Consider the following 23,830-nt stretch of genomic DNA (forward strand, 5'->3'; position numbering starts at 1 on the left):
GAGGCGCCGCCCGACGACTTCACCGCGTTGCAGTAAAATGGACGTTCATCCTTTTCCCGCATCCAATGAACGCCGATCTCCACTGTCACTCCACTGTCTCCGACGGGCAACTGGCCCCAGCCGCCGTCGCGCAGCTGGCGAAAGCGGGTGGCGTGGGCTTGTGGGCGCTCACCGATCACGACGTGCTCGGCGGCCAGCGCGAAGCGCGCGAAGCGGCCGAGGCGCTCGGTATGCGCTATTTGAGCGGCGTCGAGATTTCGGTCACCTGGGCGTCGCGCACGGTGCACGTCGTCGGCTTGCATGTGGATCCGGAGTGCGCTGCGCTCGTCGACGGCCTCGCGCGCACGCGTGACGGCCGCGCGGCACGCGCCGAAGCCATTGGCGAGCGGCTCGGCGAACTCGGCATTCCCGACGCGTACGAAGGCGCGTTCCAGTACGTCTCGAATCCAGACCTGGTCTCGCGGACTCACTTCGCGCGATTTCTCGTCGAAAGCGGCCGTGCGCAGAACACCCAGGACGCGTTTTCGCGCTGGCTTGGCGAAGGCAAGCCCGGTTACATCGCGCACCGCTGGGCCAGGCTCGCCGACGCCGTAGCGTGGATCAAGGCGGCGGGCGGCGAGGCGATCATCGCGCATCCGGGCCGCTACGCTTACACGCAACTCGAATTCGACACGCTCTTCGGCGAATTCATCGATCTGGGCGGCAAGGCCATCGAAGTCGTTACCGGCAGCCATACGCCCGACCAGTACGCCGAGTACGCGGCCGTTGCGAGGCGCTTTGGCTTCGAGGCGTCGCGCGGCTCGGACTTCCATGCGCCCGGGCCCGACGCGATCAAGCCGGGCACGCTGCCGCCTTTGCCTTCCGGTCTCAAGCCTGTCTGGGAGCGATGGCTGTAGGCCGCGCACGGCGCGCGGCCCACTGACTCCGCCCATTTGCTGCAAGGCGTTTCGCGCCGGTCAATCCCGCCTTGTCGTCGCTTTGTGGTACTACGTGCAGTCGTCCGCCGTTTTCGCGCACCGTCCCGCTGTTTTCATCGCCTGCTGTTTTCATTGCATTCGTCAGCTGATTACTGCCATGTCCCAGTTCTTTCGGCTTCACCCGGAAAACCCGCAGCCGCGTCTCGTCAAGCAGGCGGTGGAGATCATCCGTGACGGCGGTGTGATCGCATTGCCGACCGATTCGAGCTACGCGCTCGCCGCCCGCATCGACGACAAGCACGCCGCCGAGCGCCTGCGCCGCATCCGCGGGCTCGACGAAAAGGCGCTGCTCTCGCTGATGGTGCGGGACCTGTCCGAACTCGCGAATTTCGCCATGGTCGACAACCGCCAATACCGGCTCATCAAGTCGGTGACGCCGGGGCCGTATGTGTTCGTGCTGGTGGCGACGAAGGAAGTGCCCCGGCGCCTTTCGCATCCGTCGCGCAAGACGATCGGCCTGCGCGTGCCCGGTCATCCGATTCCGCTCGCGATCCTCGAAGAACTGGGCGAGCCGCTGCTTGCCACCACGCTGATCCTGCCGCCCGACACCGAACCGCTCAACGACCCCGAGGAGATTCGGGAGCGTCTCGAGAAACAGCTCGATCTCGTGATCGACGGCGGGGCGTGCCCGTGCGAGCCGTCCACCGTGATCGATCTCACTGGCGAGGAGCCTGTGCTCGTGCGGCCGGGGCGGGGTTCGCTGGCGCCGTTCGGCATCGAAGAAGAAGAGGCGTGATGAGACAGGCGCGGATGAACGCGGCATGACCGTGGCCTGAGCGCATTGACGCATTGATACAATAGCCCGCCATGGAAGCCAATCTGATTCAGACGATCGTCGTCTACGCCTTGCCCGTGATCTTCGCGATCACGCTGCACGAGGCCGCGCACGGTTACGTCGCGCGCATGCTCGGCGACAACACCGCGTATGTGCTCGGCCGCGTTTCGTTCAACCCGATGCGCCACATCGATCCGATCGGTACGATCGCGATGCCGCTCGTGCTCTATTTCCTGACCAACGGCGCGTTCGTATTCGGTTACGCGAAGCCGGTCCCGATCGCGTTCAGCAATCTGCGCAATCCGCGCTGGGGCACGCTGTGGGTCGCGGCGGCCGGGCCGCTGTGCAACTTCGTGCAGGCCATCGTATGGGGCGTGTTCGGCGTGGGACTCGCGGTGCTCGGCGTGAACGAGCCGTTCTTCACGCGCATGGCCGCCGCCGGCGTGGGCGTGAATCTCGTGCTCGGCGTGCTGAACCTCTTTCCGCTGCCGCCGCTCGACGGCGGCCGCGTGCTCGGGGCACTCCTGCCCACTCGCGCGAGCATTGCGCTCGCCCGTATCGAGCCCTATGGTTTCATCATCGTGATGGGGTTGCTCGTGAGTGGCATCTTCACGCGATTCTGGCTGCGCCCGCTCGTAAGTCTAGGTTACGACGCGGTCACAGCCATCCTTACCCCTCTTGTGTCGCTCTTTTCATAACATCATGTTCCCAGACCGTATCTTCTCCGGCATGCGGCCCACCGGGTCGCTGCACCTCGGCCACTATCACGGCGTGCTGAAAAACTGGGTGCGCCTGCAGTCCGAGTATCCGTGCTTCTTCTGCGTGGTCGACTGGCATGCGCTCACCACGCACTACGAAACGCCGGATGTCATCGAGAAGAACGTCTGGGACGTGCTGATCGACTGGCTCGCTTCGGGCATCGACCCGAACCAGGCCACGCTTTTCATCCAGAGCCGTGTGCCCGAGCACGCCGAGCTCTCGCTGCTGCTCGGCATGAGCACGCCGCTGTCGTGGCTCGAACGCGTGCCGACCTACAAGGAACAGATCGAGAAGCTGCGCGACAAAGACCTCGGTACTTATGGCTTCCTCGGCTACCCGGTGCTGATGGCGGCCGACATCCTGCTGTACCGCGCGTCGCTCGTGCCGGTGGGCGAGGACCAGGTGCCGCACGTCGAGATGGCGCGCGAAATGGCGCGCCGCTTCAACTACATGTACGGCCGCGAACCGGGCTTCGAAGAGAAGGCCAACGATGCGGCGAAGAAGCTGGGCGGCAAGCGCTCGAAGCTCTACCACGAACTGCGCAACGCCTATCAGCAGGAAGGCAATGAAGAGGCGCTCGAACAGGCCCGCGCGATGCTCTCGGAGTCGCAAAGCCTCTCGATGAGCGATCGCGAGCGTCTTTTTGGCTACCTCGAAGGCTCGCGCAAGATCATCCTGCCGGAGCCGCAGGTGCTGCTCACGGAAGCCTCGCGCATGCCGGGTCTCGACGGCCAGAAGATGTCGAAGTCGTACGGCAACACCATTGGCCTGCGCGAAGACGCCGAGTCGATCACGAAGAAGGTCCGCACCATGCCGACCGACCCCGCGCGCGTGCGCCGCACCGATCCGGGCGATCCGGACAAGTGCCCGGTGTGGCAGCTCCACCAGGTCTACACGGACGAGCAGACGCACGACTGGGTGCAGAAGGGCTGCCGTTCGGCCGGCATCGGTTGTCTGGAGTGCAAGCAGCCCGTGATCGAGGGCATCCTGCGCGAGCAGCAGCCCATGCTCGAGCGCGCGCAGAAGTACATGGACGATCCGTCGCTGCTGCGTGCAATCGTCGCGGACGGCTGCGACAAGGCGCGCAAGTTTGCCAACGAGACGATGCGCGACGTGCGTGAGGCCATGGGCCTCTCGTACAGCTGATCGAGCCGATGACGTCGATGCCTGCCGCCGATGCGCCGGCCCACGGGCTCTCCGAGCCCTCGCGCTGGGTGCGCCGCTGGGCGCATCTCATCGCGCCCGGTGGCACGGTGCTCGACGTCGCCTCCGGCGCCGGGCGGCACACGCGCTGGCTGGCTGGTCAGGGCCACCCGGTGACGGCGCTCGATCGCGACGCCGCCGCGCTTGCCACGTTGCAGGACGTAGCCGGCGTCGCGACGCTAGAGTGCGACCTCGAAGGCGCGCCATGGCCGCTCGCGCCGGACGCCCGCTTTGCCGCCGTGGTCGTCACGAACTACCTGCATCGCCCGCTCATGCCCCGTCTCATCGAGGCACTGGCGCCGGGCGGCATCCTGATCTACGAAACCTTCGCTCAGGGCAACGAGACGGTGGGAAAGCCATCGAACCCCGCTTTCCTGCTCGCTCCCGGCGAGTTATTGGCCGTCTGTACGCCTGCGCTGCGGGTAGTCGCCTATCAGGACGGATTTCTTTCGCAGCCGCGTGAAGCGTATGTTCAGCGCATCTGCGCGGTACGGGAAAAAACGACCTCAGTGTCCCCCGAAAGCGCTGGTAATTTACCTGAGAACCAGGGCCTACCCGTAACGCGTTACGATCTGACCGGCTAATCCGCTACAATCGCGGTTTAACCGACTCATTTTTCTGGCGTTTCATGGCTAACGGCACTCAGGACGGCATTACGCTGCAAGGCAGCATTCCCGCGATCGTCACCCCCATGCACGAGGATGGCAGTCTCGACCTGCCGGCATTCCGCAAATTGATCGACTGGCACGTGGAAGAGGGGACGGATGCCCTCGTCGTCGTCGGTACGAGCGGGGAGTCCGCCACGCTGGACGTCGAAGAACACATCCTGATGATCAAGACGGCGGTCGAGCACGCTGCCGGCCGTATGCCGATCATCGCGGGCGCCGGCGGCAATTCCACCGCCGAGGCCGTCGAACTCACGAAGCACGCGAAGGAAGTGGGCGCACAGGCGTCGCTCCAGGTCGTGCCCTATTACAACAAGCCGACCCAGGAAGGCATGTACCGCCACTTCGCGAAAATCGCGGAGGACGTGGACCTGCCGGTCATTCTCTACAACGTGCCGGGCCGTACGGTCGCGGACATGGCGAGCGAAACCATCCTGCGTCTGGCCGAAGTGCCGGGCATCATCGCGGTGAAGGAAGCGACGGGTAACATCGACCGCGCCGCGCACCTCATCAAGCATGCGCCGAAAGGCTTCAAGATCTTCAGCGGCGACGATCCCACGGCGATCGCGCTGATGCTGCTTGGCGGCCACGGCAATATTTCGGTGACCGCGAACGTTGCGCCGCGCCAGATGAGCGACCTGTGCAAGGCTGCGCTCGCCGGCGACGCGAAAACGGCGCGTGAGATCCATATGAAGTTGTTGTCGCTTCACAAGAACCTGTTCATCGAATCGAATCCGATTCCGGTGAAGTGGGCGCTGCAGGAACTCGGCCGCATCGAAGGCGGCATCCGACTGCCGCTCACGCCGCTCGACGCGCGCTACCACGACGTGGTGCGTGCCGCGCTGCGCGAAGCCGGTCTGGCTGGCTGATCCGGTCAGCCAGCCGCCGATTTATCAACCGACGCCGCCACGGCCCAGCCGCCCAATCACTGAAAGACCTCGGACCGACCTCGGACCCACCGTCTCGCAGAGCAAGGCTTAGCGTTCCCGTATCACGAAGGCCCACATGAAACGTTCCGCTTTTTCCCTCCACGCAACCCGCATGGCGGTGCTGGCGCTTGCCCTCGGCTCGCTCGCAGGCTGCGAGTCGCTGAACGACATGTTCGCGTCCGATCGCGTCAACTACAAGGACACGCCGACCGCGCCGCCGCTGAATGTGCCGCAGGATCTGTCGTCGGCGCCAAACGACCAGAAGTACGTCGCGCCGCCGCCCACGATCACGCTGGGCGGCTCAGCTCAGCGCACGGTCATGCCGGCCGGCAACGCCACGCTCGGCGTGCCGGATGCGCAGGACCCGTTCGGTATGCACGTGGAGCGCGACGGCGACCGCCGCTGGCTCGTGGTGGACGGCCGCTCGCCTGACGACGTCTGGCCGCAGCTGCAGGAATTCTGGACGGAAAATGGTTTCACGCTGACGACCGATTCGCCGTCCACGGGCATCATGACGACCGACTGGGCCGAGAACCGCGCCAACATTCCGGACGACTGGTTCCGCCGTACGATCGGCCGCGTGATCGACTTCGCGTACTCGTCGGGCACGCGCGACCGCTTCCGCGTGCTGGTTTCGCGTGGCCCGGACGGTCAAACCGATATTTCCGTCACGCATAACGCCATGGAAGAAGTGCTGACTGGGCAGGACAAGACGGGGTCGAAGTGGGTCGAGCGTCCGCGCGACCCGGCGCTCGAAGCCGCTTTCCTCGCCAAGATCATGCAGAAGTTCGGCCTGACCGACGCGCAGTCCAAGCAACTGCTGACCGACGCGCGCCCGTCGACGGCTGGCGTCAAGATCGCCGCCGGTCCTGACGGCACGACGCTCGATCTGCCCGAAGCGTTCGACACCGCATGGCTGCGCGTGGGCCTCGCGCTCGACCGCACGAACTTTACAGTCGACAATCGCGACCGCGAGAAGGGCCTCTACTACGTGCGCTACGCCGATTCGATGCAGGAGCTCAAGGGCGACGGCCTGCTCGGCAAGCTTTTCTACAACCCGAAGAAGGCCACGAAGGATCAGGGGCCGGAATACCGCGTGGCCGTACGCTCGTCGGGTAATTCGACCCAGGTCGCCGTGGTCGATCAGACCGGCCGTATCGACACCTCGTCGGACGCCCAGCGTATCGTCTCCGCGCTCCACGCGCAGCTGAACTGACGTGCGCTGAGATGCGATTTGCGAGCCTCGGCAGCGGCAGCGAGGGCAACGCACTGGTCGTAGAAGCAGGCAGCGGCACGACGCCCACGCGCGTGCTGCTCGACTGCGGATTCTCAGCGAAAGAAGTCGAGCGGCGCCTCGCCCGCGCGGGCCTCGCCGCCGACTCGCTTACCGCGATTCTCATCACCCACGAACACAGCGATCACATCGGCAGCGCGCTCACGCTGGCGCGCCGCTGGTCGATTCCGCTCTACATGAGTTGGGGCACGGCGCAGGCCGTGGGCGCCGACGACGCCGCAGGCATCGAACTCAACGTGTTGTGGGGCGACGAGACGGTCGAGATCGGCGAACTCGGCGTGTTGCCCTACACGGTGCCGCACGACGCGCGCGAGCCGCTCCAGTTCGTGTTCAGCGACGGCGCGAGCCGGCTTGGCGTGCTGACCGACGTCGGCGAGTCGACCTCGCATATCGGCAATGTGCTGAGCGGTTGTGACGCACTGGTGCTCGAATGCAACCACGACCTCGAAATGCTCGCGACGAGCCGCTATCCGGCTTCGCTCAAGGCGCGTATCGGTGGGTCGCATGGTCACCTGAACAACGAGGCGGCTGGCGGCATCCTCGCGGGGCTCGACCGCGCGAAGCTGCGCCATTTGATCGCTGCGCACCTGAGCCAGCAGAACAACACACCGGAGCTTGCGCGTGCGGCGATGGCCGCGGTTCTGGGAAATGCCGCGACTCAAATCGGGGTCGCTTCGCAAGCCGAGGGTTTCGACTGGATCGCGCTCTGAATCCCGCACCCGAGAGGCAGCCAAAACGCATAGACGAAAAAAAGCCCATGACGAAACTCATGGGCTTTTGCTTTCTGCGGCCGGAATCTTTCGATCCGGCCGCGTCGGAGCTAGTTGCGCTTTAGTTACGGTTGCCGCCGAAGATACCGAGAATGGCGAGCAGGTTCGTGAACACGTTGTAGAGGTCCAGATAGATCGCGAGCGTGGCCGAGATGTAGTTCGTCTCGCCGCCGTTCACGACGCGCTGTACGTCGAACAACATATACGCGGAGAAGATCGCGATGGCGAGCACCGAAACCGTGAGCATCAGCGCGGGCAGTTGCAGGAACATGTTCGCGACGCCGGCCAGCAGGATCACGATCACGCCCATGAAGAGCCACTTGCCGAGGCCCGAGAAGTCGCGCTTGCTCACCGTGGCGATGGTGGCCATGGCGGTGAAAATGATGCCGGTGCCGCCGAACGCGAGCATGATGAGCTGCGGGCCGTTCGAAAAGCCGAGGACGAACGACAGCAGGCGCGAGAGCATCAGGCCCATGAAGAACGTGAAGCCGAGCAGCACGAACACGCCCACCGAGCTGTTCTTGGTGCGCTCGATGGCGAACATGAAGCCGAAGGCGATCGCGAAGAACGCGAGCAGGCTCATGGCCGGGCTGGTAGCCGCAAAAAGCGAGAAGCCGGTCGCGACGCCCACCCACGCCCCGAGCACCGTCGGCACCATCGACAGCGCGAGCAGCCAGTAGGTGTTGCGCAGTACGCGGTTGCGGGTCTCCGCCGAGGTGACGCTGCCGCCGCGGCCGAAGTTATAGGGATACTCGTTCATGCTTTCTCCTTGCGTGAGACGCGTGGGTGAGGGCGCGCAGATGCGCGGTCCGCTCCCCCATAAGATAAGTGCGCCGACCCAGAGTTTCAACGGGTTGCCACACAGTTTCCGTTATCTTTGCACAGCGTATGCCGCCAATCTTAAGCCTTTCTGAATGGTACGGCAGCGCAGTGAATGTGACCGGCTTGCGCTCATTTGCCTCGGTTTGCCGGGGTATGAGGGTTCAATCGCAATCATACATGGGAACATGCTACAATTGCGGATTCATTTGAATCTGTAACCTCTTAATTTTCTGGAGTTTTTATGGCGATCGAACGCACCCTGTCGATTATCAAGCCGGACGCAGTGGCGAAGAACGTGATCGGCCAGATCTACAGCCGCTTCGAAAACGCTGGCCTGAAGATCATTGCCTCCCGCATGGTTCACCTCTCGCGCGCCGACGCTGAGAAGTTCTATGCTGTTCACGCAGCGCGCCCGTTCTTCAAGGACCTCGTCGATTTCATGATCTCGGGTCCGGTCGTGATCCAGGTTCTGGAAGGCGAGAACGCTATCCTGAAGCACCGCGATCTGATGGGCGCAACCGATCCGAAGAAGGCTGAGAAGGGCACGATCCGCGCCGACTTCGCCGACAGCATCGACGCGAACGCCGTGCACGGCTCGGACGCCGCTGAAACGGCAGCCGTGGAAATCGCGTTCTTCTTCCCGCAAGTCAACGTCTACTCGCGCTAAGCACGGCGCGAGCTGACTGCAGTAGTAGCATAGGGTCGCGAACGGCGATGACGCTCACCGTCCAGTTCCCGATGCCGCGCAAATGCGCAGGCACCCGGGCAGCGCGGGCGGTGAGCGCGCTCTCGCACTGAAATGGCAGGATTCGACATGACGAGCAGTTCCACCGTCAACCTTCTCGATCTCGACGCCCAAGGGCTCGTCGCCTATTGCGAGAGCCTGGGCGAGAAGCCGTTTCGCGCCAAACAGCTTCAGCGCTGGATCCATCAGTACAACGCCGCCGACTTCGACGGCATGACGGATCTGGCCAAATCGCTGCGCGAGAAGCTCAAAGGGCGCGCCATCATCGGCATGCCCGGCATCATCAGCGACAACGTTTCCTCCGACGGCACGCGCAAGTGGCTCGTGGACGTCGGCAACGGCAACGCGGTCGAAACCGTGTTCATCCCCGAAGACAACCGCGGCACGCTGTGCGTGTCCTCGCAGGCGGGATGCGCGGTCAATTGCCGGTTTTGCTCCACCGGCAAGCAAGGTTTTTCACGCAATCTCACCACCGCCGAGATCATCGGCCAGCTGCGCATGGCGGAATTCGCCCTGCGCGCCTCGCTTCTGGGCGAGGCTGGAGGCCGGGCGACCGGCGGTGACGGCAAGGGCGAGCGCGTCATCACGAACGTCGTGATGATGGGTATGGGCGAGCCGCTCCTGAACTACGACGCGGTCGTGCCCGCCATGCGCCTGATGCTCGACGACAACGCCTACGGCCTGTCGCGCCGGCGCGTCACGCTTTCCACGTCGGGCGTCGTGCCGATGATGGATCGTCTCGGGGCCGAACTGCCCGTGGCGCTCGCCGTTTCCTTGCATGCACCGAACGACGCGCTGCGTGACGAACTCGTGCCGCTCAACCGCAAGTACCCGCTTCGTGAGTTGATGGCGGCCTGCCGGCGTTATCTGGAGGTCGCGCCGCGCGATTTCATCACGTTCGAGTACTGCATGCTCGACGGCGTCAACGACACGGAAGAGCACGCACGCCAGTTGCTCGCCGTGACGCGTGACGTGCCGTGCAAGTTCAATCTGATCCCGTTCAATCCGTTCCCCGAGTCGGGCTTGCTGCGCTCGAAATCGGACCAGATCAAGCGCTTCGCGCAGATTCTGATGGATGCGGGCGTCGTCACGACCGTGCGCAAGACGCGCGGCGACGACATCGACGCGGCCTGCGGGCAACTCGCCGGCGAGGTGAAGGACCGCACGCGCCTTGCTGAGCGCACGGGCCGGGCCGCGGGCAAGGTCATCGAAGTACGGCCGGTTCAGCACTGAACCGGCATCAGGAGGGCCGACGGCGGCGTGCGGGGGAAACGCGCGGCCGTCGGCAGTAGTAAAAGAAACGTTGCAGAAGCGATCGGAAGCGGCACACTGGCCGCGCATTTTGTTATAAACGGTCTGCGAATCGGGTAGAGGCGGGGCGGGACGCGCCAACCGGTTGCAGTATTGAAAAGAATCGACGCAAGGACTTTGGGATGAGCGAGCCGCAGCACCCTTTCGGGACAGACGGAACTGACAGCAACGCAGGTCGTTCGGCGCCGGGCGCCACACCTTCGCCGGTGCAGGCAGTGCCCGACACGCTGGCCGCAGCCGGCGCGCGTCTTGCGCAACTGCGCGAGGCCAAGGGTTGGGCGATCGAAGACGTCTCGGCGCGCCTGAAGGTGTCGGTGTCGAAGCTGCGCGAACTCGAAGCGGGCGATATCAGCCATCTGCCGGACACGACGTTCGCGCTCGGCGTGGTGCGCGCCTACGCGAAGCTGCTCGGTACGGATTCCGCGCCGTTCACGCAGGCGCTGCGCCGCGAGCGCGGCATCGCGCAGCCGGATCTGTCGATGCCGGCTTCGGCGGGCTCCGATCTGCCGCGCGGCCGCGTTTCGCTTTCGCTCGGCGGCAGCGGCGCACGGGCTCCGCGCCGCCGCGCCTCGTGGTTGTGGGGCGTGGCGATCATCGTGATCGCGGTGCTTGCCATCTCCATGTGGCACACGAACAGCGGCGAATCGTCGGCGTGGTTTGCGCGCCTGAAGGCGATGGCCAACGGCGCGAGCGTGCAGACGGGCGCATCGTCGCCGACGGTCCAGCAGGGCGTTGCAACCGGCAGCGCAGATGCATCGGACGCGCAGGGCGCGGATCAGTCCGCAGCGCCGCAGACGGCTGACGCAAACGATGCAGGCGACAACGCCAACGCGGCGCCCGATCAAGGCGCTGCGGCGAGCGCACCGCAAGCTGCGCAACCGGCGCCTCAAGCTGCGCAACCCGCGCCGCAAGCGACGCCACCGGCACCGCAGGCCGCGAAGCCCGCGGCTGCAAGCGCTGCGCCGGCGGCGGCCGTCGCCAACGCGGCCAGCGCTGCGCGCGCTCAGGCGGCGAGCGCGCCGGCCGCAGCGGCAGCGCAGAGCGCGGCAGTCGACAACGGCGCTGACACCTCGACGTTCGCGATCCGCGTGACGCAGGACACCTGGGTCAGCGTGCGCCAGAAGGATGGTAAGGAAGTGTTCTCGGGCATGATCCACGGCAGCGACGCGCGTGAGATCAGCGGCACCGAGCCGCTCAAGGTCACCGTGGGCAACAAGGCCGGCATCGAGTCGATGACCATCGACGGCCAGCCGGTCGACACGTCGAAATACGCGTCGGCGCGTGGCAATGTCGCGCGCTTCGTGCTGCCCTGATCAGGACATGGCATGCGTCGCGGCCTGGCAAGTCTCATTGCCGGCCGCGACGCTTTTTCAATTCACGCAGTGCCGCCGCCGGCTAGCCGGCGCTAGTGCGCGTGAGGCGTAAATGGGTTTTTCGATGCTAAGCGAAACGCAATCCCCGACCAGCAACAGTCAGATCTGCTCGAACGAGCCGGTTCTCGGCGGCCACGCGCCGCGCCGCAAGTCGCATGCCGTGCATGTGCGCTGGGGCGGACAGCTGGTGACGATCGGCGGCGACGCGCCGGTGCGCGTGCAGTCGATGACCAACACCGACACCGCGGATCCCATCGGCACCGCGATCCAGATCAAGGAACTCGCGCAGGCGGGTTCGGAGCTCGTGCGTATCACGGTCAACACGCCGGAAGCGGCGGCGGCCGTCCCGCATATCCGCGAACAGCTCGACCGCATGGGCGTGATGGTGCCGCTCGTCGGCGACTTCCATTACAACGGCCATCTGCTGCTGCGCGACTATCCCGCCTGCGCAGAGTCGCTGTCGAAGTACCGCATCAACCCGGGCAACGTGGGCCAGGGCGCGAAGCGCGACACGCAGTACGCGCAGATGATCGAAGCGGCCATCAAGTACGACAAGCCGGTGCGTATCGGCGTGAACTGGGGCAGCCTCGACCAGGACCTGCTCGCGCGCATGATGGACGAGAACGGCGCGCGCAAGGAGCCGTGGGAAGCGCAAAGCGTGATGTACGAAGCGCTCATCCAGTCGGCCATCGGCTCGGCGGAACGCGCGGTCGAACTCGGCCTCGGTCGCGACAAGATCATCCTGTCGTGCAAGGTGAGCGGCGTGCAGGACCTGATCGCCGTCTACCAGGAACTCGCGAAGCGTTGCGATTTCGCGCTGCACCTGGGCCTCACGGAAGCAGGCATGGGCTCGAAGGGCATCGTCGCTTCGACGGCGGCGCTTTCCGTACTGCTCCAGCAGGGCATCGGCGACACCATCCGCATCTCGCTCACGCCGGAACCGGGCGGTGCGCGTACGGGCGAAGTCGTGGTCGGCCAGGAAATCCTGCAGACCATGGGCCTGCGCTCGTTCACACCGATGGTCATCGCATGCCCCGGTTGCGGCCGCACGACCAGCACGCTGTTCCAGGAGCTGGCTTCGCAGATCCAGGGCTATCTGCGTGCGCAGATGCCGCTGTGGCGCGACGAGTATCCTGGCGTCGAGACGATGAACGTCGCCGTGATGGGCTGCATCGTGAACGGCCCGGGCGAGTCGAAGCACGCGAACATCGGCATCAGCCTGCCGGGCTCGGGCGAGAACCCCGCGGCGCCGGTTTTCATCGACGGCGAGAAGGTGAAGACGCTGCGCGGCGAGCACATCGCCGAAGAATTCCAGCAGATCGTGAGCGACTACGTCGCGCGCAAGTACGGCAAGGCCGAGGCGACGAACTGAGCAAGCCGGTCGATCCGCTTGTAGTTCGCTTGTAGCTCGCATGTAGCCCGCTCGTCGCTCGATACGCACAACCGCATAAAGCCAATTCGCAACGCAATGACTGAACAAAAACGCAAGCCCGAAAAGCTCACGGGCGTGAAGGGCATGAACGACATCCTGCCGCAGGAGGCAGGCCTGTGGGAATTCTTCGAAACCACGGTGAAGTCGCTGCTTCGTTCGTACGGCTATCAAAATATCCGCACGCCGATCGTCGAGCATACGCAACTCTTCACGCGCGGCATCGGCGAAGTGACCGACATCGTCGAGAAGGAGATGTACAGCTTCACCGACGCGCTCAACGGCGAGAACCTCACGCTGCGTCCGGAAGGCACGGCGGCTGCCGTGCGCGCGTCGATCGAGCACAACATGCTCTACGACGGTCCGAAGCGTCTGTGGTACATCGGCCCGATGTTCCGTCACGAGCGTCCGCAGCGCGGCCGCTATCGCCAGTTCCATCAGGTGGGGGTCGAGGCGCTCGGTTTCGCGGGACCCGATGCGGACGCTGAAATCATCCTGATGTGCCAACGCCTCTGGGACGATCTCGGCCTCACCGGCATCAAGCTCGAGATCAACTCGCTCGGCGTGGCCGAAGAGCGTGCGGCGCATCGCGTCGAGCTCATCAAGTATCTCGAACAGCACGTCGATCTGCTCGACGAAGACGGCAAGCGCCGCCTTTACACGAACCCGCTGCGCGTGCTCGACACGAAGAATCCCGCGCTGCAGGAGATCGCGGACAAGGCGCCGAAGTTGATCGACTTCCTCGGCGAAGACTCGCTCGCGCACTTCGAAGGGCTGCAGCGCATTCTCAAGTCGAACAACATTCCGTTCAAGATCAACCCGCGTCTCGTTCGTGGTCTCGATTACTACAATCTGACCGTGTTCGAGTGGGTGACCGACAAGCTCGGCGCGCAGGGCACCGTCGCGGCGGGCGGCCGTTACGATCCGCTGATCGAGCAGCTGGGCGGCAAGCCGACGGCGGCTTGCGGCTGGGCGATGGGCATCGAGCGCATTCTCGAACTGCTCAAGGAAGAAGACCTCGTGCCGGAAGAAGATGGTTGCGATGTCTACGTTGTCCACCAGGGCGAAGCCGCGCGTGAGAAGGCGTTCATCGTGGCGGAGCGTCTGCGCGATACGGGCCTCGACGTTATCTTGCATTGCAGCGCCGACGGTCAGAGCGCGAGCTTCAAGTCGCAGATGAAGCGCGCGGATGCCAGCGGCGCGGCCTTTGCCGTGGTACTCGGCGAGGACGAAGTGGCGAGAGGCGAGGCCGGTGTGAAGGCGCTGCGCGGCACGGCCGCGGAGGCCCGCAGCGAGCAACAAACGGTAGCGCTTGAGGACTTGACCGAATATCTGATCAATGCGATGGTTGCATCCGCCGAAGACGGCGACGATTAACAGGGCCGCCCCGGTGGGGCTGCCCAGGTCGCTGCGCATTCGAAAACAGGCTTCAGAATAAACGAGGAATCGCTACGCGATGAGTTACCACGACGAACAGGAATCGATCGAGAGCTTCAAGGCATGGTGGGGGCAGTGGGGTAACGCCGCTACGTGGGTCGTGCTGATCGTTCTGCTCGCGCTCGCAGCGTGGAACGGCTGGAACTTCTGGCTGCGCCGCCAGGCGGCCGAGGCCGCCGTGCTGTACGACCAGGTGCAGCAGGCCGCGAACAGCAGCGACAAGGCCATGCTCACGCGCGTGGCGTCGGACATGGAAGATCGCTTCGGCGGCACGGCGTACGCGCAGATGACGGCGCTCGGCGTGGCCAAGGCGCTCTATATGGCGGGCGACACGGCTGGCGCGAAGGCGCAGCTGCAATGGGCCGCCGACCACGCGAAGGACGACGAATTCCGCCAGATCGCGAAGCTGCGTCTCGCATCGCTCCTGCTCGACGAAAAGGCCTACGATCAGGGCCTCGCGCTGATTCCGCAACCCGATTCGGGTCCGTTCAAGGGCATCGTGGCAGACGGCCGCGGCGATCTGCTGGCTGCGGCCGGCAAGCGTGACGACGCGCGCGCGGCCTACAAGCTGGCCCTCGACAGCCTGCCGAAGAGCGACGCTTCCGAGCGTCAGCTGATCCAGTTCAAGCTGGATGCGCTCGGCGGCTGAGTCGCTGGCTAAATTGCGAAGCGTGCCGGGCTTGCGCGCAGCGTTGCGAAACCATTCAAACCAACTTCATTCATGCGTCGTTCACCGATGAATCTGCTGAAACGAACCGTTGTGCCCGTCGCTCTGGCGATGACCGTCCTGGCTCTCGCAGCCTGCTCATCGACGAAAGACGTGCGCCGCGTGCCGGTGCCGCTGACCGAATTCAAGCCGGCGCTGGACGTCCAGCAGGTGTGGAAGTCGAGTGTCGGCAAGGCGGGGCGCTATCTGTTCGCGCCGGTCGCCGTGGGCGACGCCGTCTATGCGGCGGGCGAAAACGGCTCGGTCGCGAAAATCGACGCCGCATCGGGCAAGGACGTCTGGCGCACCAAGCTCAAGGACGACCTCTCGGCGGGCGTGGGCAGCGACGGCAATCTCACGGCCGTCGGCGGCCTGAAGGGCGACGTCTACGTGCTCGACGCGAACGGCAAGCTCTCGTGGCAAGCCAAGGCGCCGGGCGAAATCATCTCGCCGCCGCTCGTCGGCAACGGCCTCGTGGTCGTGCGCACGATCGACGGCCAGATCGTCGCCTTCAACGGCCAGACGGGCGAGCAGAAGTGGATCTACCGCAACCGCGCCGTGCCGCTGAACCTGCGCGTTTCGGCGGGCATGACGTTCGCGGGCGAACAGGCCGTGCTGGCCGGTTTCCCGGGCGGCTCGTTCGCGGCGATCAACCTGCAAAGCGGCGACGCTTTCTGGGAAACGCCGGTTTCGTATCCGAAGGGCGTGACGGAAGTCGAGCGCATCAATGACGTGAGCGGTCCGCCCACGCTGGTCGGCGCGACGACCTGCGCAGTCACGTTCCAGGGTCAGCTGGGTTGCTTCGACGCCAATTCGGGTCGTCCGATGTGGCAAAAGCCGTTCTCGAGCACGACCGGCATCGCTCAGGATGAAAGCACGGTGGTGGGCGGCGACGACTGGTCGGTCGTGAGGGCCTTCAGCGTGTCGACGGGCGAGCCGACCTGGACGAACGAAAAGCTCAAGAGCCGCGATGTGAGCGTGCCCGCATTGCTGGGCCATGCGGTCGTGCTCGGCGACTATCAGGGCTACGTGCATTTCCTCTCGCTCGACGACGGCAGCTTCGTCTCGCGCGTGAAGACCGACGGCAGCCCGATCATGGCCGCGCCGGTGCTCGCTGGCAATACGCTGGTTGTCCAGACGAAGGACGGCGACCTGTACGGTCTGCGTCCGCATTAAGCGTCGTCTGCGGCGGTGCGCCTCACGAGCGGCGCACCGAGCAGACGCAAGAGGCGCTGGAGCCGCCGGGTTCCGATGCCTCGCCCGCTGGCCGGCTCAAGCCGGCCATGCGCATTTTGGGACAGCGGCGTCCACGACCCCGCCGTTCACCGTTGCGCCACCCGGCGTTCGCGCGGCGTCCCGCCCCGGCCGCACCGCGCTTTCGGCGCTGGGCCGCGGCCCGGCTCGTGAATTTCGTGATAATTTGCAACTGATGCAGCCCCGCAGGCGCGGGACTTGCCGCGCAGCGCGCCGGACTCTCCGGCGCTGCGCCTTACTGTAGAAAAGATCAGATGAAACCCGTAATCGCCCTCGTTGGGCGCCCCAATGTGGGGAAATCCACGCTGTTCAACCGGCTCACGCGCTCGCGCGATGCGCTGGTGGCCGACCTGCCCGGCCTCACGCGCGACCGTCACTACGGTGAAGGGCGCACGGGCGATCGCCCGTATCTCGTGGTCGATACCGGCGGCTTCGAGCCTGTCGCGAAGGACGGCATCCTGCACGAGATGGCGCGCCAGACGCGCCAGGCCGTGGAAGAGGCCGATATCGTCGTGTTCATCTGCGACGGCCGCAATGGCCTCGCGCCGCAGGACAAGCACATCGCCGACTACCTGCGCAAGACCGGCCGGCCGATCTTCCTCGTCGTCAACAAGGCCGAAGGCATGAAGTACAGCGCTGTGGCCGCCGACTTCTACGAACTCGGTCTCGGCGACCCGCGCGCGATTTCCGCGGCGCACGGCGACGGCGTGACGGAAATGATCAACGAGGCGCTCGAAAAAGCGTACGCCGACCAGCCCGAGGAGAGCGAAGAGGACGCCGCGAAGCACGGCGTCAAGATCGCGATTGTCGGCCGCCCGAACGTGGGCAAGTCGACGCTCGTCAACACGCTGATCGGCGAAGACCGCGTAATCGCGTTCGACATGCCGGGCACGACGCGCGATTCGATCTATGTGGACTTCGAGCGCAACGGCAAGAAGTACACGCTGATCGACACGGCGGGTCTACGCCGCCGCGGCAAGGTGTTCGAAGCGATCGAAAAGTTCTCGGTGGTGAAGACGCTGCAGTCGATCGCCGATGCCAACGTGGTGATTCTGCTGCTCGATGCGCAGCAGGAAATCTCCGACCAGGACGCGCATATCGCGGGCTTCGTGGTGGAACAGGGCCGCGCGCTCGTGGTGGGCGTGAACAAGTGGGACGGCATGGACGACCACGCGCGCGAGCGCACCAAGCACCACCTTCAGCGCAAGCTGAAGTTCCTCGACTTCGCGGAAATGCGCTTCATCTCGGCGACTGAAAAGTTCGGCATCGGCCCGCTGATGCGCTCGGTAGACGACGCGTACGCCGCCGCCATGGCGAAACTGCCGACGCCGAAGCTCACGCGCGCACTCATCGAAGCTGTGGAGTTCCAGCAGCCGCGCCGCCGCGGCCCGGTGCGTCCGAAGCTGCGCTACGCGCACCAAGGGGGACAGAACCCGCCCATCATCGTCATTCACGGCAACGCACTCGACGCCGTGACGGAGACCTACAAGCGCTATCTGGAGAACCGCTTCCGGGAAACTTTCTCGCTCACCGGCACTCCATTGCGCATAGAGTTTCGCTCCTCGACGAATCCCTATACAGAGAAAAACTAGGCTGTTGCTGAATAGCGTTCGCTACCCCGCAAAGGCCTCCTGGCCGAACCGCCAGGAACCGCGCGGGGGAACGAGAATCGGCTATAGTGTAGCGATTGGTGGTGGATTTCTTTTTCTTCATCCCAATATAAGTTAAACCTGCAAAAAAATACGGAGTTTGCTATGAGCAACAAAGGGCAATTGTTACAAGACCCGTTTCTGAACGCGCTGCGCAAGGAGCACGTGCCTGTTTCGATCTATCTGGTCAACGGCATCAAGCTTCAAGGGAACATCGAATCGTTCGACCAGTACGTCGTGTTGCTCCGTAATACGGTTACGCAAATGGTTTACAAGCACGCCATCTCCACGGTGGTTCCGGCCCGTCCGGTGAACTTCCACCCGGATACGGAAGCGTCCTGACCCATGACGCGGCCGGCCCGGGGCGCCTCGCAGGCTGCTCTGGTCCGGCCGCTTTCATTTTGACATCCTCTAATTTGATCAACGCCGCACTCGTCGGCATCGACTTCGGCAAGACCGAGTTCGAAGCCAGTCTCGAAGAACTCAGCCTGCTCGCCAAAAGCGCGGGCGCCACTCCCGCTGTCACGCTCACCGGGCGACGCTCCAGCCCCGACGCCGCCATGTTCATCGGCAGCGGCAAGGCCGAGGAACTGCGTCTCGCCTGTGAGGCGAACGACATCGAAATCGTCATCTTCAATCACGCGCTGTCGCCCGCCCAGCAACGTAATCTGGAGCGCGCGCTCAATCGCCGCGTGGTCGATCGCACGAGCCTCATTCTAGATATCTTCGCCCAGCGCGCCCGCAGCCACGAAGGCAAGCTGCAGGTCGAACTCGCGCAGCTGCAATACCTCGCCACGCGCCTCGTGCGCGCCTGGACTCACCTCGAGCGCCAGAAGGGCGGTATCGGCCTGCGCGGTCCGGGCGAAACGCAGCTCGAAACCGACCGCCGGCTCATCGGCGAACGCATCAAGATGCTGCAAGGCAAGCTTGCGAAGCTGCGTCGCCAGCACGGCACGCAGCGGCGTCAGCGCGAGCGCAACCGCACGATGTCGGTGTCGCTCGTAGGCTATACGAACGCGGGCAAGTCCACGCTCTTCAATGCGCTCACGAAGGCGCAGGCCTACGCCGCCGACCAGCTGTTTGCGACGCTCGACACGACTTCGCGGCGCGTCTGGCTCGGCGACGCAGTGGGGCAGATCGTGCTGTCCGATACGGTCGGGTTCATCCGCGAACTGCCTCACCAGCTCGTCGCCGCGTTTCGCGCGACGCTGCAGGAAACGGTGCAGGCCGATCTGCTTCTGCACGTGGTGGACGCGTCGAGCGCCGTGCGCCTCGATCAGATCGATCAGGTGAACGGCGTGCTGCACGATATCGGCGCGGACACGATCCGTCAGGTGCTGGTCTTCAACAAGATCGACGCCGTGCCGGAACTGGCGGCCCGCGGCGGAACGGTCGAGCGTGATGAATATGGTAATATTTCGCGCGTCTTTTTGAGCGCCCGCACAGGTGTCGGACTGGATGCGCTGCGCTCCGTCATCGCCGAAATCGCGACTGCCGAGCCGCTTGCCGATGCGCCGCAGTCCCTGGCCGCAGACTGGAGCGCGGTACAGGAAGAACCTCACTGGGAACCTGAACACGAGCGCTGAGGCGCGCCCGGCACTGTCTTGCACGCAAGGCCGGCCCAGCGGCTCCGACGGAATTCGCACGCAATTGACCCGCTGTCTACTCTGGTGAACGAACACAGGTGAACGATTACAACAAGCGGACTGGCTGGCAGCGCGCGCGCGCCATTTTCTCGTTGAACGACCCGCGTTGGGGTCGAGGCGACGGCAATGGCCAGCGTTCTGACGACGGGCGCCGCCCGCCGGGCAATAACGGCAACAAGGGTGGCAACGGCGACAAGGGCGACGGTCCGCCGGATCTCGACGAAATGTGGCGCGACTTCAACCGCCGCGTGTCCGCTTTCTTCGGCCGCAAGGGCAAGGGCTCGGGCGGCTTCGGACCGCGCCCGGACAATGGTCATGGCGCGCGCATCGGCGTGGGTATCGTTCTCGGCGTGCTCATTGCGATCTACGTGGGCAGCGGCGTCTTCGTCGTGCAGGAAGGCCAGGCCGGCGTCGTGCTGCAGTTCGGCCAGTATCGCCACACGGTTGGCCAGGGCGTCCACTGGCGTATGCCGTATCCGTTCCAGACTCACGAAATCGTCAATGTCGGGCAGATCCGCACCGTCGAGATCGGCCGCAGCAACCTCGTGCGTCCGGCAAACGTGAAGGACGCTGCAGTCATCACGCATGACGGCGACATTCTCAACGTGCGCCTGACCGTGCAGTACCAGGTCAAGCAGCCGACCGACTATCTGTTCCGCAGCGTCGATCCCGACCTCACCGTGACGCAGGCCGCCCAGGCGGCGGTGCGCACCGTGGTTGGCGCGCGCAGCACGAACGACATGCTGTACGCGGACCGCGAGCCGATTCGCGCCCAGCTTGCCGATACGATCCAGCACTCGCTCGACGAGTACAAGACGGGCCTCGGCGTGACCGGCGTCGCGATCCAGAGCGTCTCGGCGCCCGATCAGGTGCAGGCCGCGCTCGACGACGAAGCCAAGGCGCGCCAGGACCGCGACCGCGCGAAGCGCGACGCGCAGGCCTATGCCGACCAGCTCCTGCCGCGCGCGCAGACCGAGGCGGCGCGTCTCGTCGACGACGCGAAGGCTTATAGCGAGCGCGTGGTTTCGCAGGCGCAGGGCGACGCGCAACGCTTCACGCAGGTCTACGAACAGTATGCGAAGGCGCCGGCTGTGATTCGCGAGCGCATGTATCTCGAGACGATGCAACACATCTATTCGAATGCGACGAAGGTGTTCGTCGACAGCAAGTCGGGCAACAACGTGATTTATCTGCCGCTCGACAAGCTCGTCGATACGACGCGTCAGCGCGCCGCCGTGGCGGCGGGCGCAACGGGTGCGGCTGCGGCCTCGGGCGCCGGTGCGGCAACGGCAGGCGCGGCTTCGGACGCCAATGCGGCTTCCGCGCCGGCAGCCGGCAGCGAGCCACAGCAGGGTGCACAGGCAGGGCCTCAACCGGGTGCCCAGCAGCAAGACGCGCAGCAGCAGGGCGCGGCTCCCGCAACTACGGCCAGCGACGCGGCAGCCGCCGCGAGCGACGCCTTCCGTTCGCGCGATGCGTTCCGCTCGCGCGGCCGCGAAAGCGACGTGCAATAAGGGGCGCGCCAATATGAACAAGATCATTGCGCTCGTCGTTGCCGTCGTGGTTGTCGTGCTGGTTGCGTCGTCGGCCGTCTTCATGGTCGATCCGCGCCACGTCGCCATCATTTCTTCGTCGGGCGGGGCCAATGCCACGCTCGCCGGTCCGGGGCTGCATGTGAAGCTGCCGCCGCCGTTCCAGACCGTCACGTTCATCGACACGCGCATTCAGGCGTTCGATGCGCCCGACGCCGACCGCTACACGACCTCGGACAAGACCGAGCTGCTCGTGAACCCGGTCGTGCGTTATCGCATTTCCGATCCAATCAAGCTCTTCGCGGCGACCAGGGGCGATGCGCAGACGCTTTCCGATCGTCTCGCCTCGCTGTCGCGCGACGCGCTCGGCGACGCGATTTCGAAAGTCACGCTCACCGAGGCGCTCGCGCAGCAGGAAGCCATCGCCAGCGGCGCGCGCGACGCGCTGAGGCAAACCGCGGCGCCGCTCGGCATCGACGTGATCGCCATCGAACTCACGCGCGTCGATTACCCGCCGGAGTTGGCGCAGACGGTCTTCAAGCGCATGAGCGCCGCACGCGAGCAGGCTGCTGCCGAGATTCGCGAGAAGGGCGCGGCCGAAGCGCAGCAGATCAAGGACGACGCGCAGCGCAAGCAGCAGGGCGTGCTGGCCGATGCCTACGCTCAGGCGCAAGCGATCAAGGGCGAAGGTGACGGCCGGGCCGCCGCGATTGCCGCGGAGGCGTTCGGGCGCGACCCGGACTTCTACCGGTTCTATCAGAGCATGCTCGCGTACCGCGAGAGCTTCCGGCCCGGCGACGTCATCGTGGTCGATTCGTCGAGCGACTTCTTCCGCTTCATGCGTGGTCCGAACGGCGGCGCGAATAGCGGGGATAACGCTCCCGCTTCCGCCACCCCGCGCAAACACTAGACAAAACGAGACACACGCGCCGCGCACTGCGCGGCGTATTTCTTCGCATGGACATAGCTGGCTCCCTCTTGCTCGCGATCGCGCTGATGCTGATTATCGAGGGCATGTTCCCGTTCGTCTTTCCGACGGCGTGGCGTGACACATTCCGTAAAATCGCGGAGCGGCCGCCACATCACATCAGGATCGGCGGGCTCATCGTGATGGGGCTCGGCCTCGTCCTGCTGATGCTGGCGACCTGACGGCCTCGTGCCGCAGTCGCCCTCAGAGGCGGTGTGCGATTGGCGTTTTTGACGGATTCCGAAATATCGGGCCGCGTGGCGTTTGGCCGCGCGCGGCCCTCATTGTGGTAGGACTCAACCGATGTCGACCTGGTTACTCCCCGAGAATATTGCGGACGTGCTGCCGTCCGAAGCGCGCAAGATCGAAGAGCTGCGCCGTCGCCTGCTGGACCGTTTCCGCGCCTATGGCTACGAGATGGTCATGCCGCCGTTGCTCGAGTATCTCGAGTCGCTGCTCGTGGGCAGCGGGCGCGACCTGAACCTGCGCACGTTCAAGCTCGTCGATCAGCTCTCGGGCCGCACGCTCGGCCTGCGCGCCGACATGACGCCGCAGGTCGCGCGCATCGACGCGCACCTCCTGAACCGCCAGGGCGTGACGCGCCTGTGCTACGCCGGCAACGTGCTGCATACGCTGCCGCGCGGTCTGCACGCCACGCGCGAACAGATCCAGACCGGCGCGGAAATCTACGGCCACGCGGGCCTCGAAGCGGACCTCGAAATCCAGCAGCTGATGCTCGATGCGCTGCGCCTCGCGGGCCTCGCGAAGGTGCGCCTCGACCTTTCGCACGCAGGTGTGCTCGCGGCGATCTTCGAAGCGGATCCCGCTGCGGCCGCGCTTGGCGATGCTTTGTATGAAGCGCTCGCTGGCAAGGACGTGCCGCGTCTCGCGGAACTCACGCAAAACCTCGGCGCTGCCACGCGCGACGCCTTGCGAGCGCTGCCGTCGCTTTACGGCGACGAGAGCGTGATCGACGAGGCGCGCACGCGTCTGCCGGCGCTGCCGGGCATTGCTCGTGCGCTCGACGACCTCGCGTTCCTCGTGCGCGAGATCGAGGGTGCGGAGCTGATGATCGACCTTGCGGATCTCGGCGGCTACGCGTACCACAGCGGCGTGATGTTCTCGGCCTATGTGGACGGCGTGCCGAACGCCGTCGCCCGCGGCGGCCGTTACGACAAGGTGGGCGAAGTGTACGGGCGTGCCCGCGCGGCAACGGGCTTCTCACTTGATTTGCGCGAAGTGGCGCGTATTTCACCGGTCGAGGCGCGCAGCAGCGCGATCCTCGCGCCGTGGCGCCATGACGAGGCGCTGCGCAGCGCGGTCGCCGCGCTGCGCGATGCAGGCGAGGTCGTGATCCAGGCGCTGCCGGGTCACGAGCACGACATGGACGAGTTCGCCTGCGACCGCGTGCTCGTCGAGCGCGACGGCGTCTGGGTCGTCGAAAAGCACGCCTGATACCGCACTCGGGGCGGCCGTTCGCGCCGCCCGGCAAGCCTGCGCGCGAGCGCGCCAAAGCACGCTTCGCATCGCGCATGCCGTTGAGTGCAAAAGGAAATTCCGCGAATTTCGGGAAAAAAAGGCGGCCTT

The 23,830-nt window shown here is 65.1% G+C and carries 23 protein-coding genes; 22 read left to right on the forward strand and 1 reads right to left on the reverse strand.

From position 1 onward, the window contains the following. Positions 1-65 precede the first annotated feature (65 nt). From AB4Y36_RS10810 to AB4Y36_RS10845, 8 genes are all read left to right on the forward strand, one after another. Entirely contained in the window at positions 66-896 is an 831-nt protein-coding gene (locus AB4Y36_RS10810; protein WP_342945880.1) for a 3',5'-nucleoside bisphosphate phosphatase, read from the forward strand. A gap of 178 nt (positions 897-1,074) precedes the next feature. Then, positions 1,075-1,713: an L-threonylcarbamoyladenylate synthase gene (locus tag AB4Y36_RS10815; RefSeq protein WP_254315176.1), complete on the forward strand. Its 639-nt coding sequence runs from the start codon at positions 1,075-1,077 to the stop codon at positions 1,711-1,713. A 71-nt stretch (positions 1,714-1,784) separates the two neighbouring features. Further along, a complete protein-coding gene (locus AB4Y36_RS10820; protein WP_069265545.1) occupies positions 1,785-2,450 on the forward strand; it encodes a site-2 protease family protein in 666 nt (221 codons plus the stop codon). Between the two features lie 4 nt (positions 2,451-2,454). Continuing rightward, positions 2,455-3,657 carry a tryptophan--tRNA ligase gene (locus AB4Y36_RS10825; RefSeq protein ID WP_069265546.1) on the forward strand — a complete coding sequence of 401 codons (1,203 nt, stop codon included), beginning with the start codon at positions 2,455-2,457 and terminating at the stop codon, positions 3,655-3,657. A gap of 17 nt (positions 3,658-3,674) precedes the next feature. Further along, positions 3,675-4,298 (forward strand): class I SAM-dependent methyltransferase, encoded by a 624-nt coding sequence (locus AB4Y36_RS10830; protein ID WP_368683075.1) that lies wholly within the window; start codon positions 3,675-3,677, stop codon positions 4,296-4,298. A 44-nt stretch (positions 4,299-4,342) separates the two neighbouring features. After that, positions 4,343-5,248: a 4-hydroxy-tetrahydrodipicolinate synthase gene (dapA, locus tag AB4Y36_RS10835; RefSeq protein WP_342945878.1), complete on the forward strand. Its 906-nt coding sequence runs from the start codon at positions 4,343-4,345 to the stop codon at positions 5,246-5,248. 136 nt (positions 5,249-5,384) lie between these two features. Further along, positions 5,385-6,524, forward strand: coding sequence for an outer membrane protein assembly factor BamC (gene bamC, locus AB4Y36_RS10840; protein ID WP_069265548.1), 1,140 nt, complete (start codon positions 5,385-5,387; stop codon positions 6,522-6,524). Between the two features lie 11 nt (positions 6,525-6,535). After that, on the forward strand, positions 6,536-7,312 hold the full coding sequence (locus AB4Y36_RS10845) for an MBL fold metallo-hydrolase (RefSeq protein WP_069265549.1): 777 nt from the start codon (positions 6,536-6,538) through the stop codon (positions 7,310-7,312). Positions 7,313-7,433: 121 nt separating this feature from the next. Here AB4Y36_RS10845 and AB4Y36_RS10850 read toward each other — a convergent pair whose 3' ends face one another. Next, on the reverse strand, positions 7,434-8,132 hold the full coding sequence (locus AB4Y36_RS10850; RefSeq protein WP_042264929.1) for a Bax inhibitor-1/YccA family protein: 699 nt from the start codon (positions 8,130-8,132) through the stop codon (positions 7,434-7,436). 303 nt (positions 8,133-8,435) lie between these two features. Here AB4Y36_RS10850 and ndk point away from each other — a divergent pair, with 303 nt between their 5' ends. The 14 genes from ndk to AB4Y36_RS10920 all read left to right on the forward strand — a co-directional run bounded on the left by ndk (position 8,436) and on the right by AB4Y36_RS10920 (position 23,698). After that, a complete protein-coding gene (ndk, locus tag AB4Y36_RS10855; RefSeq protein ID WP_069265550.1) occupies positions 8,436-8,861 on the forward strand; it encodes a nucleoside-diphosphate kinase in 426 nt (141 codons plus the stop codon). A 147-nt stretch (positions 8,862-9,008) separates the two neighbouring features. Further along, positions 9,009-10,172 (forward strand): 23S rRNA (adenine(2503)-C(2))-methyltransferase RlmN, encoded by a 1,164-nt coding sequence (gene rlmN / locus AB4Y36_RS10860; protein WP_368682970.1) that lies wholly within the window; start codon positions 9,009-9,011, stop codon positions 10,170-10,172. Positions 10,173-10,372: 200 nt separating this feature from the next. After that, positions 10,373-11,563, forward strand: a complete 1,191-nt coding sequence (locus AB4Y36_RS10865) for a helix-turn-helix domain-containing protein (protein WP_368682971.1) — start codon at positions 10,373-10,375, stop codon at positions 11,561-11,563. Between the two features lie 124 nt (positions 11,564-11,687). Next, a complete protein-coding gene (gene ispG, locus AB4Y36_RS10870) occupies positions 11,688-12,995 on the forward strand; it encodes a flavodoxin-dependent (E)-4-hydroxy-3-methylbut-2-enyl-diphosphate synthase (RefSeq protein ID WP_368683076.1) in 1,308 nt (435 codons plus the stop codon). Positions 12,996-13,091: 96 nt separating this feature from the next. Further along, complete coding sequence (gene hisS, locus AB4Y36_RS10875) at positions 13,092-14,429, forward strand: histidine--tRNA ligase (RefSeq protein WP_368617667.1); 1,338 nt, start codon at positions 13,092-13,094, stop codon at positions 14,427-14,429. A gap of 79 nt (positions 14,430-14,508) precedes the next feature. Then, complete coding sequence (locus AB4Y36_RS10880; RefSeq protein ID WP_368682972.1) at positions 14,509-15,138, forward strand: tetratricopeptide repeat protein; 630 nt, start codon at positions 14,509-14,511, stop codon at positions 15,136-15,138. Between the two features lie 87 nt (positions 15,139-15,225). After that, the gene (gene bamB / locus AB4Y36_RS10885; RefSeq protein WP_069265554.1) at positions 15,226-16,371 is read left to right on the forward strand and encodes an outer membrane protein assembly factor BamB; all 1,146 of its coding nucleotides are present in this window, start codon (positions 15,226-15,228) and stop codon (positions 16,369-16,371) included. A 332-nt stretch (positions 16,372-16,703) separates the two neighbouring features. Next, entirely contained in the window at positions 16,704-18,041 is a 1,338-nt protein-coding gene (gene der, locus AB4Y36_RS10890) for a ribosome biogenesis GTPase Der (protein ID WP_324160615.1), read from the forward strand. Between the two features lie 162 nt (positions 18,042-18,203). After that, the gene (hfq, locus tag AB4Y36_RS10895) at positions 18,204-18,440 is read left to right on the forward strand and encodes an RNA chaperone Hfq (RefSeq protein WP_027793540.1); all 237 of its coding nucleotides are present in this window, start codon (positions 18,204-18,206) and stop codon (positions 18,438-18,440) included. A gap of 59 nt (positions 18,441-18,499) precedes the next feature. Then, positions 18,500-19,684 (forward strand): GTPase HflX, encoded by a 1,185-nt coding sequence (gene hflX, locus AB4Y36_RS10900; RefSeq protein ID WP_083245311.1) that lies wholly within the window; start codon positions 18,500-18,502, stop codon positions 19,682-19,684. 98 nt (positions 19,685-19,782) lie between these two features. Then, positions 19,783-21,258, forward strand: coding sequence for an FtsH protease activity modulator HflK (gene hflK, locus AB4Y36_RS10905; protein WP_368682973.1), 1,476 nt, complete (start codon positions 19,783-19,785; stop codon positions 21,256-21,258). A 13-nt stretch (positions 21,259-21,271) separates the two neighbouring features. Then, entirely contained in the window at positions 21,272-22,186 is a 915-nt protein-coding gene (gene hflC / locus AB4Y36_RS10910) for a protease modulator HflC (protein ID WP_069265735.1), read from the forward strand. A 47-nt stretch (positions 22,187-22,233) separates the two neighbouring features. Next, complete coding sequence (locus tag AB4Y36_RS10915) at positions 22,234-22,425, forward strand: DUF2065 domain-containing protein (RefSeq protein WP_028210024.1); 192 nt, start codon at positions 22,234-22,236, stop codon at positions 22,423-22,425. Positions 22,426-22,546: 121 nt separating this feature from the next. After that, a complete protein-coding gene (locus AB4Y36_RS10920; RefSeq protein WP_342945874.1) occupies positions 22,547-23,698 on the forward strand; it encodes an ATP phosphoribosyltransferase regulatory subunit in 1,152 nt (383 codons plus the stop codon). The last annotated feature ends 132 nt before the right edge of the window (positions 23,699-23,830 follow it).

Source organism: Paraburkholderia sp. BR10936, assembly GCF_040965735.1.
GTDB lineage: Bacteria > Pseudomonadota > Gammaproteobacteria > Burkholderiales > Burkholderiaceae > Paraburkholderia > Paraburkholderia nodosa_A.

Coding starts and splice junctions, on each gene's coding strand:
- AB4Y36_RS10810 (WP_342945880.1), top strand. CDS start 66: ATGAACGCCGATCTCCACTGTCACTCCACTGTCTCCGACGGGCAACTG.
- AB4Y36_RS10815 (WP_254315176.1), top strand. CDS start 1,075: ATGTCCCAGTTCTTTCGGCTTCACCCGGAAAACCCGCAGCCGCGTCTC.
- AB4Y36_RS10820 (WP_069265545.1), top strand. CDS start 1,785: ATGGAAGCCAATCTGATTCAGACGATCGTCGTCTACGCCTTGCCCGTG.
- AB4Y36_RS10825 (WP_069265546.1), top strand. CDS start 2,455: ATGTTCCCAGACCGTATCTTCTCCGGCATGCGGCCCACCGGGTCGCTG.
- AB4Y36_RS10830 (WP_368683075.1), top strand. CDS start 3,675: ATGCCTGCCGCCGATGCGCCGGCCCACGGGCTCTCCGAGCCCTCGCGC.
- dapA (WP_342945878.1), top strand. CDS start 4,343: ATGGCTAACGGCACTCAGGACGGCATTACGCTGCAAGGCAGCATTCCC.
- bamC (WP_069265548.1), top strand. CDS start 5,385: ATGAAACGTTCCGCTTTTTCCCTCCACGCAACCCGCATGGCGGTGCTG.
- AB4Y36_RS10845 (WP_069265549.1), top strand. CDS start 6,536: ATGCGATTTGCGAGCCTCGGCAGCGGCAGCGAGGGCAACGCACTGGTC.
- AB4Y36_RS10850 (WP_042264929.1), bottom strand. CDS start 8,132: ATGAACGAGTATCCCTATAACTTCGGCCGCGGCGGCAGCGTCACCTCG.
- ndk (WP_069265550.1), top strand. CDS start 8,436: ATGGCGATCGAACGCACCCTGTCGATTATCAAGCCGGACGCAGTGGCG.
- rlmN (WP_368682970.1), top strand. CDS start 9,009: ATGACGAGCAGTTCCACCGTCAACCTTCTCGATCTCGACGCCCAAGGG.
- AB4Y36_RS10865 (WP_368682971.1), top strand. CDS start 10,373: ATGAGCGAGCCGCAGCACCCTTTCGGGACAGACGGAACTGACAGCAAC.
- ispG (WP_368683076.1), top strand. CDS start 11,688: ATGCTAAGCGAAACGCAATCCCCGACCAGCAACAGTCAGATCTGCTCG.
- hisS (WP_368617667.1), top strand. CDS start 13,092: ATGACTGAACAAAAACGCAAGCCCGAAAAGCTCACGGGCGTGAAGGGC.
- AB4Y36_RS10880 (WP_368682972.1), top strand. CDS start 14,509: ATGAGTTACCACGACGAACAGGAATCGATCGAGAGCTTCAAGGCATGG.
- bamB (WP_069265554.1), top strand. CDS start 15,226: ATGAATCTGCTGAAACGAACCGTTGTGCCCGTCGCTCTGGCGATGACC.
- der (WP_324160615.1), top strand. CDS start 16,704: ATGAAACCCGTAATCGCCCTCGTTGGGCGCCCCAATGTGGGGAAATCC.
- hfq (WP_027793540.1), top strand. CDS start 18,204: ATGAGCAACAAAGGGCAATTGTTACAAGACCCGTTTCTGAACGCGCTG.
- hflC (WP_069265735.1), top strand. CDS start 21,272: ATGAACAAGATCATTGCGCTCGTCGTTGCCGTCGTGGTTGTCGTGCTG.
- AB4Y36_RS10915 (WP_028210024.1), top strand. CDS start 22,234: ATGGACATAGCTGGCTCCCTCTTGCTCGCGATCGCGCTGATGCTGATT.
- AB4Y36_RS10920 (WP_342945874.1), top strand. CDS start 22,547: ATGTCGACCTGGTTACTCCCCGAGAATATTGCGGACGTGCTGCCGTCC.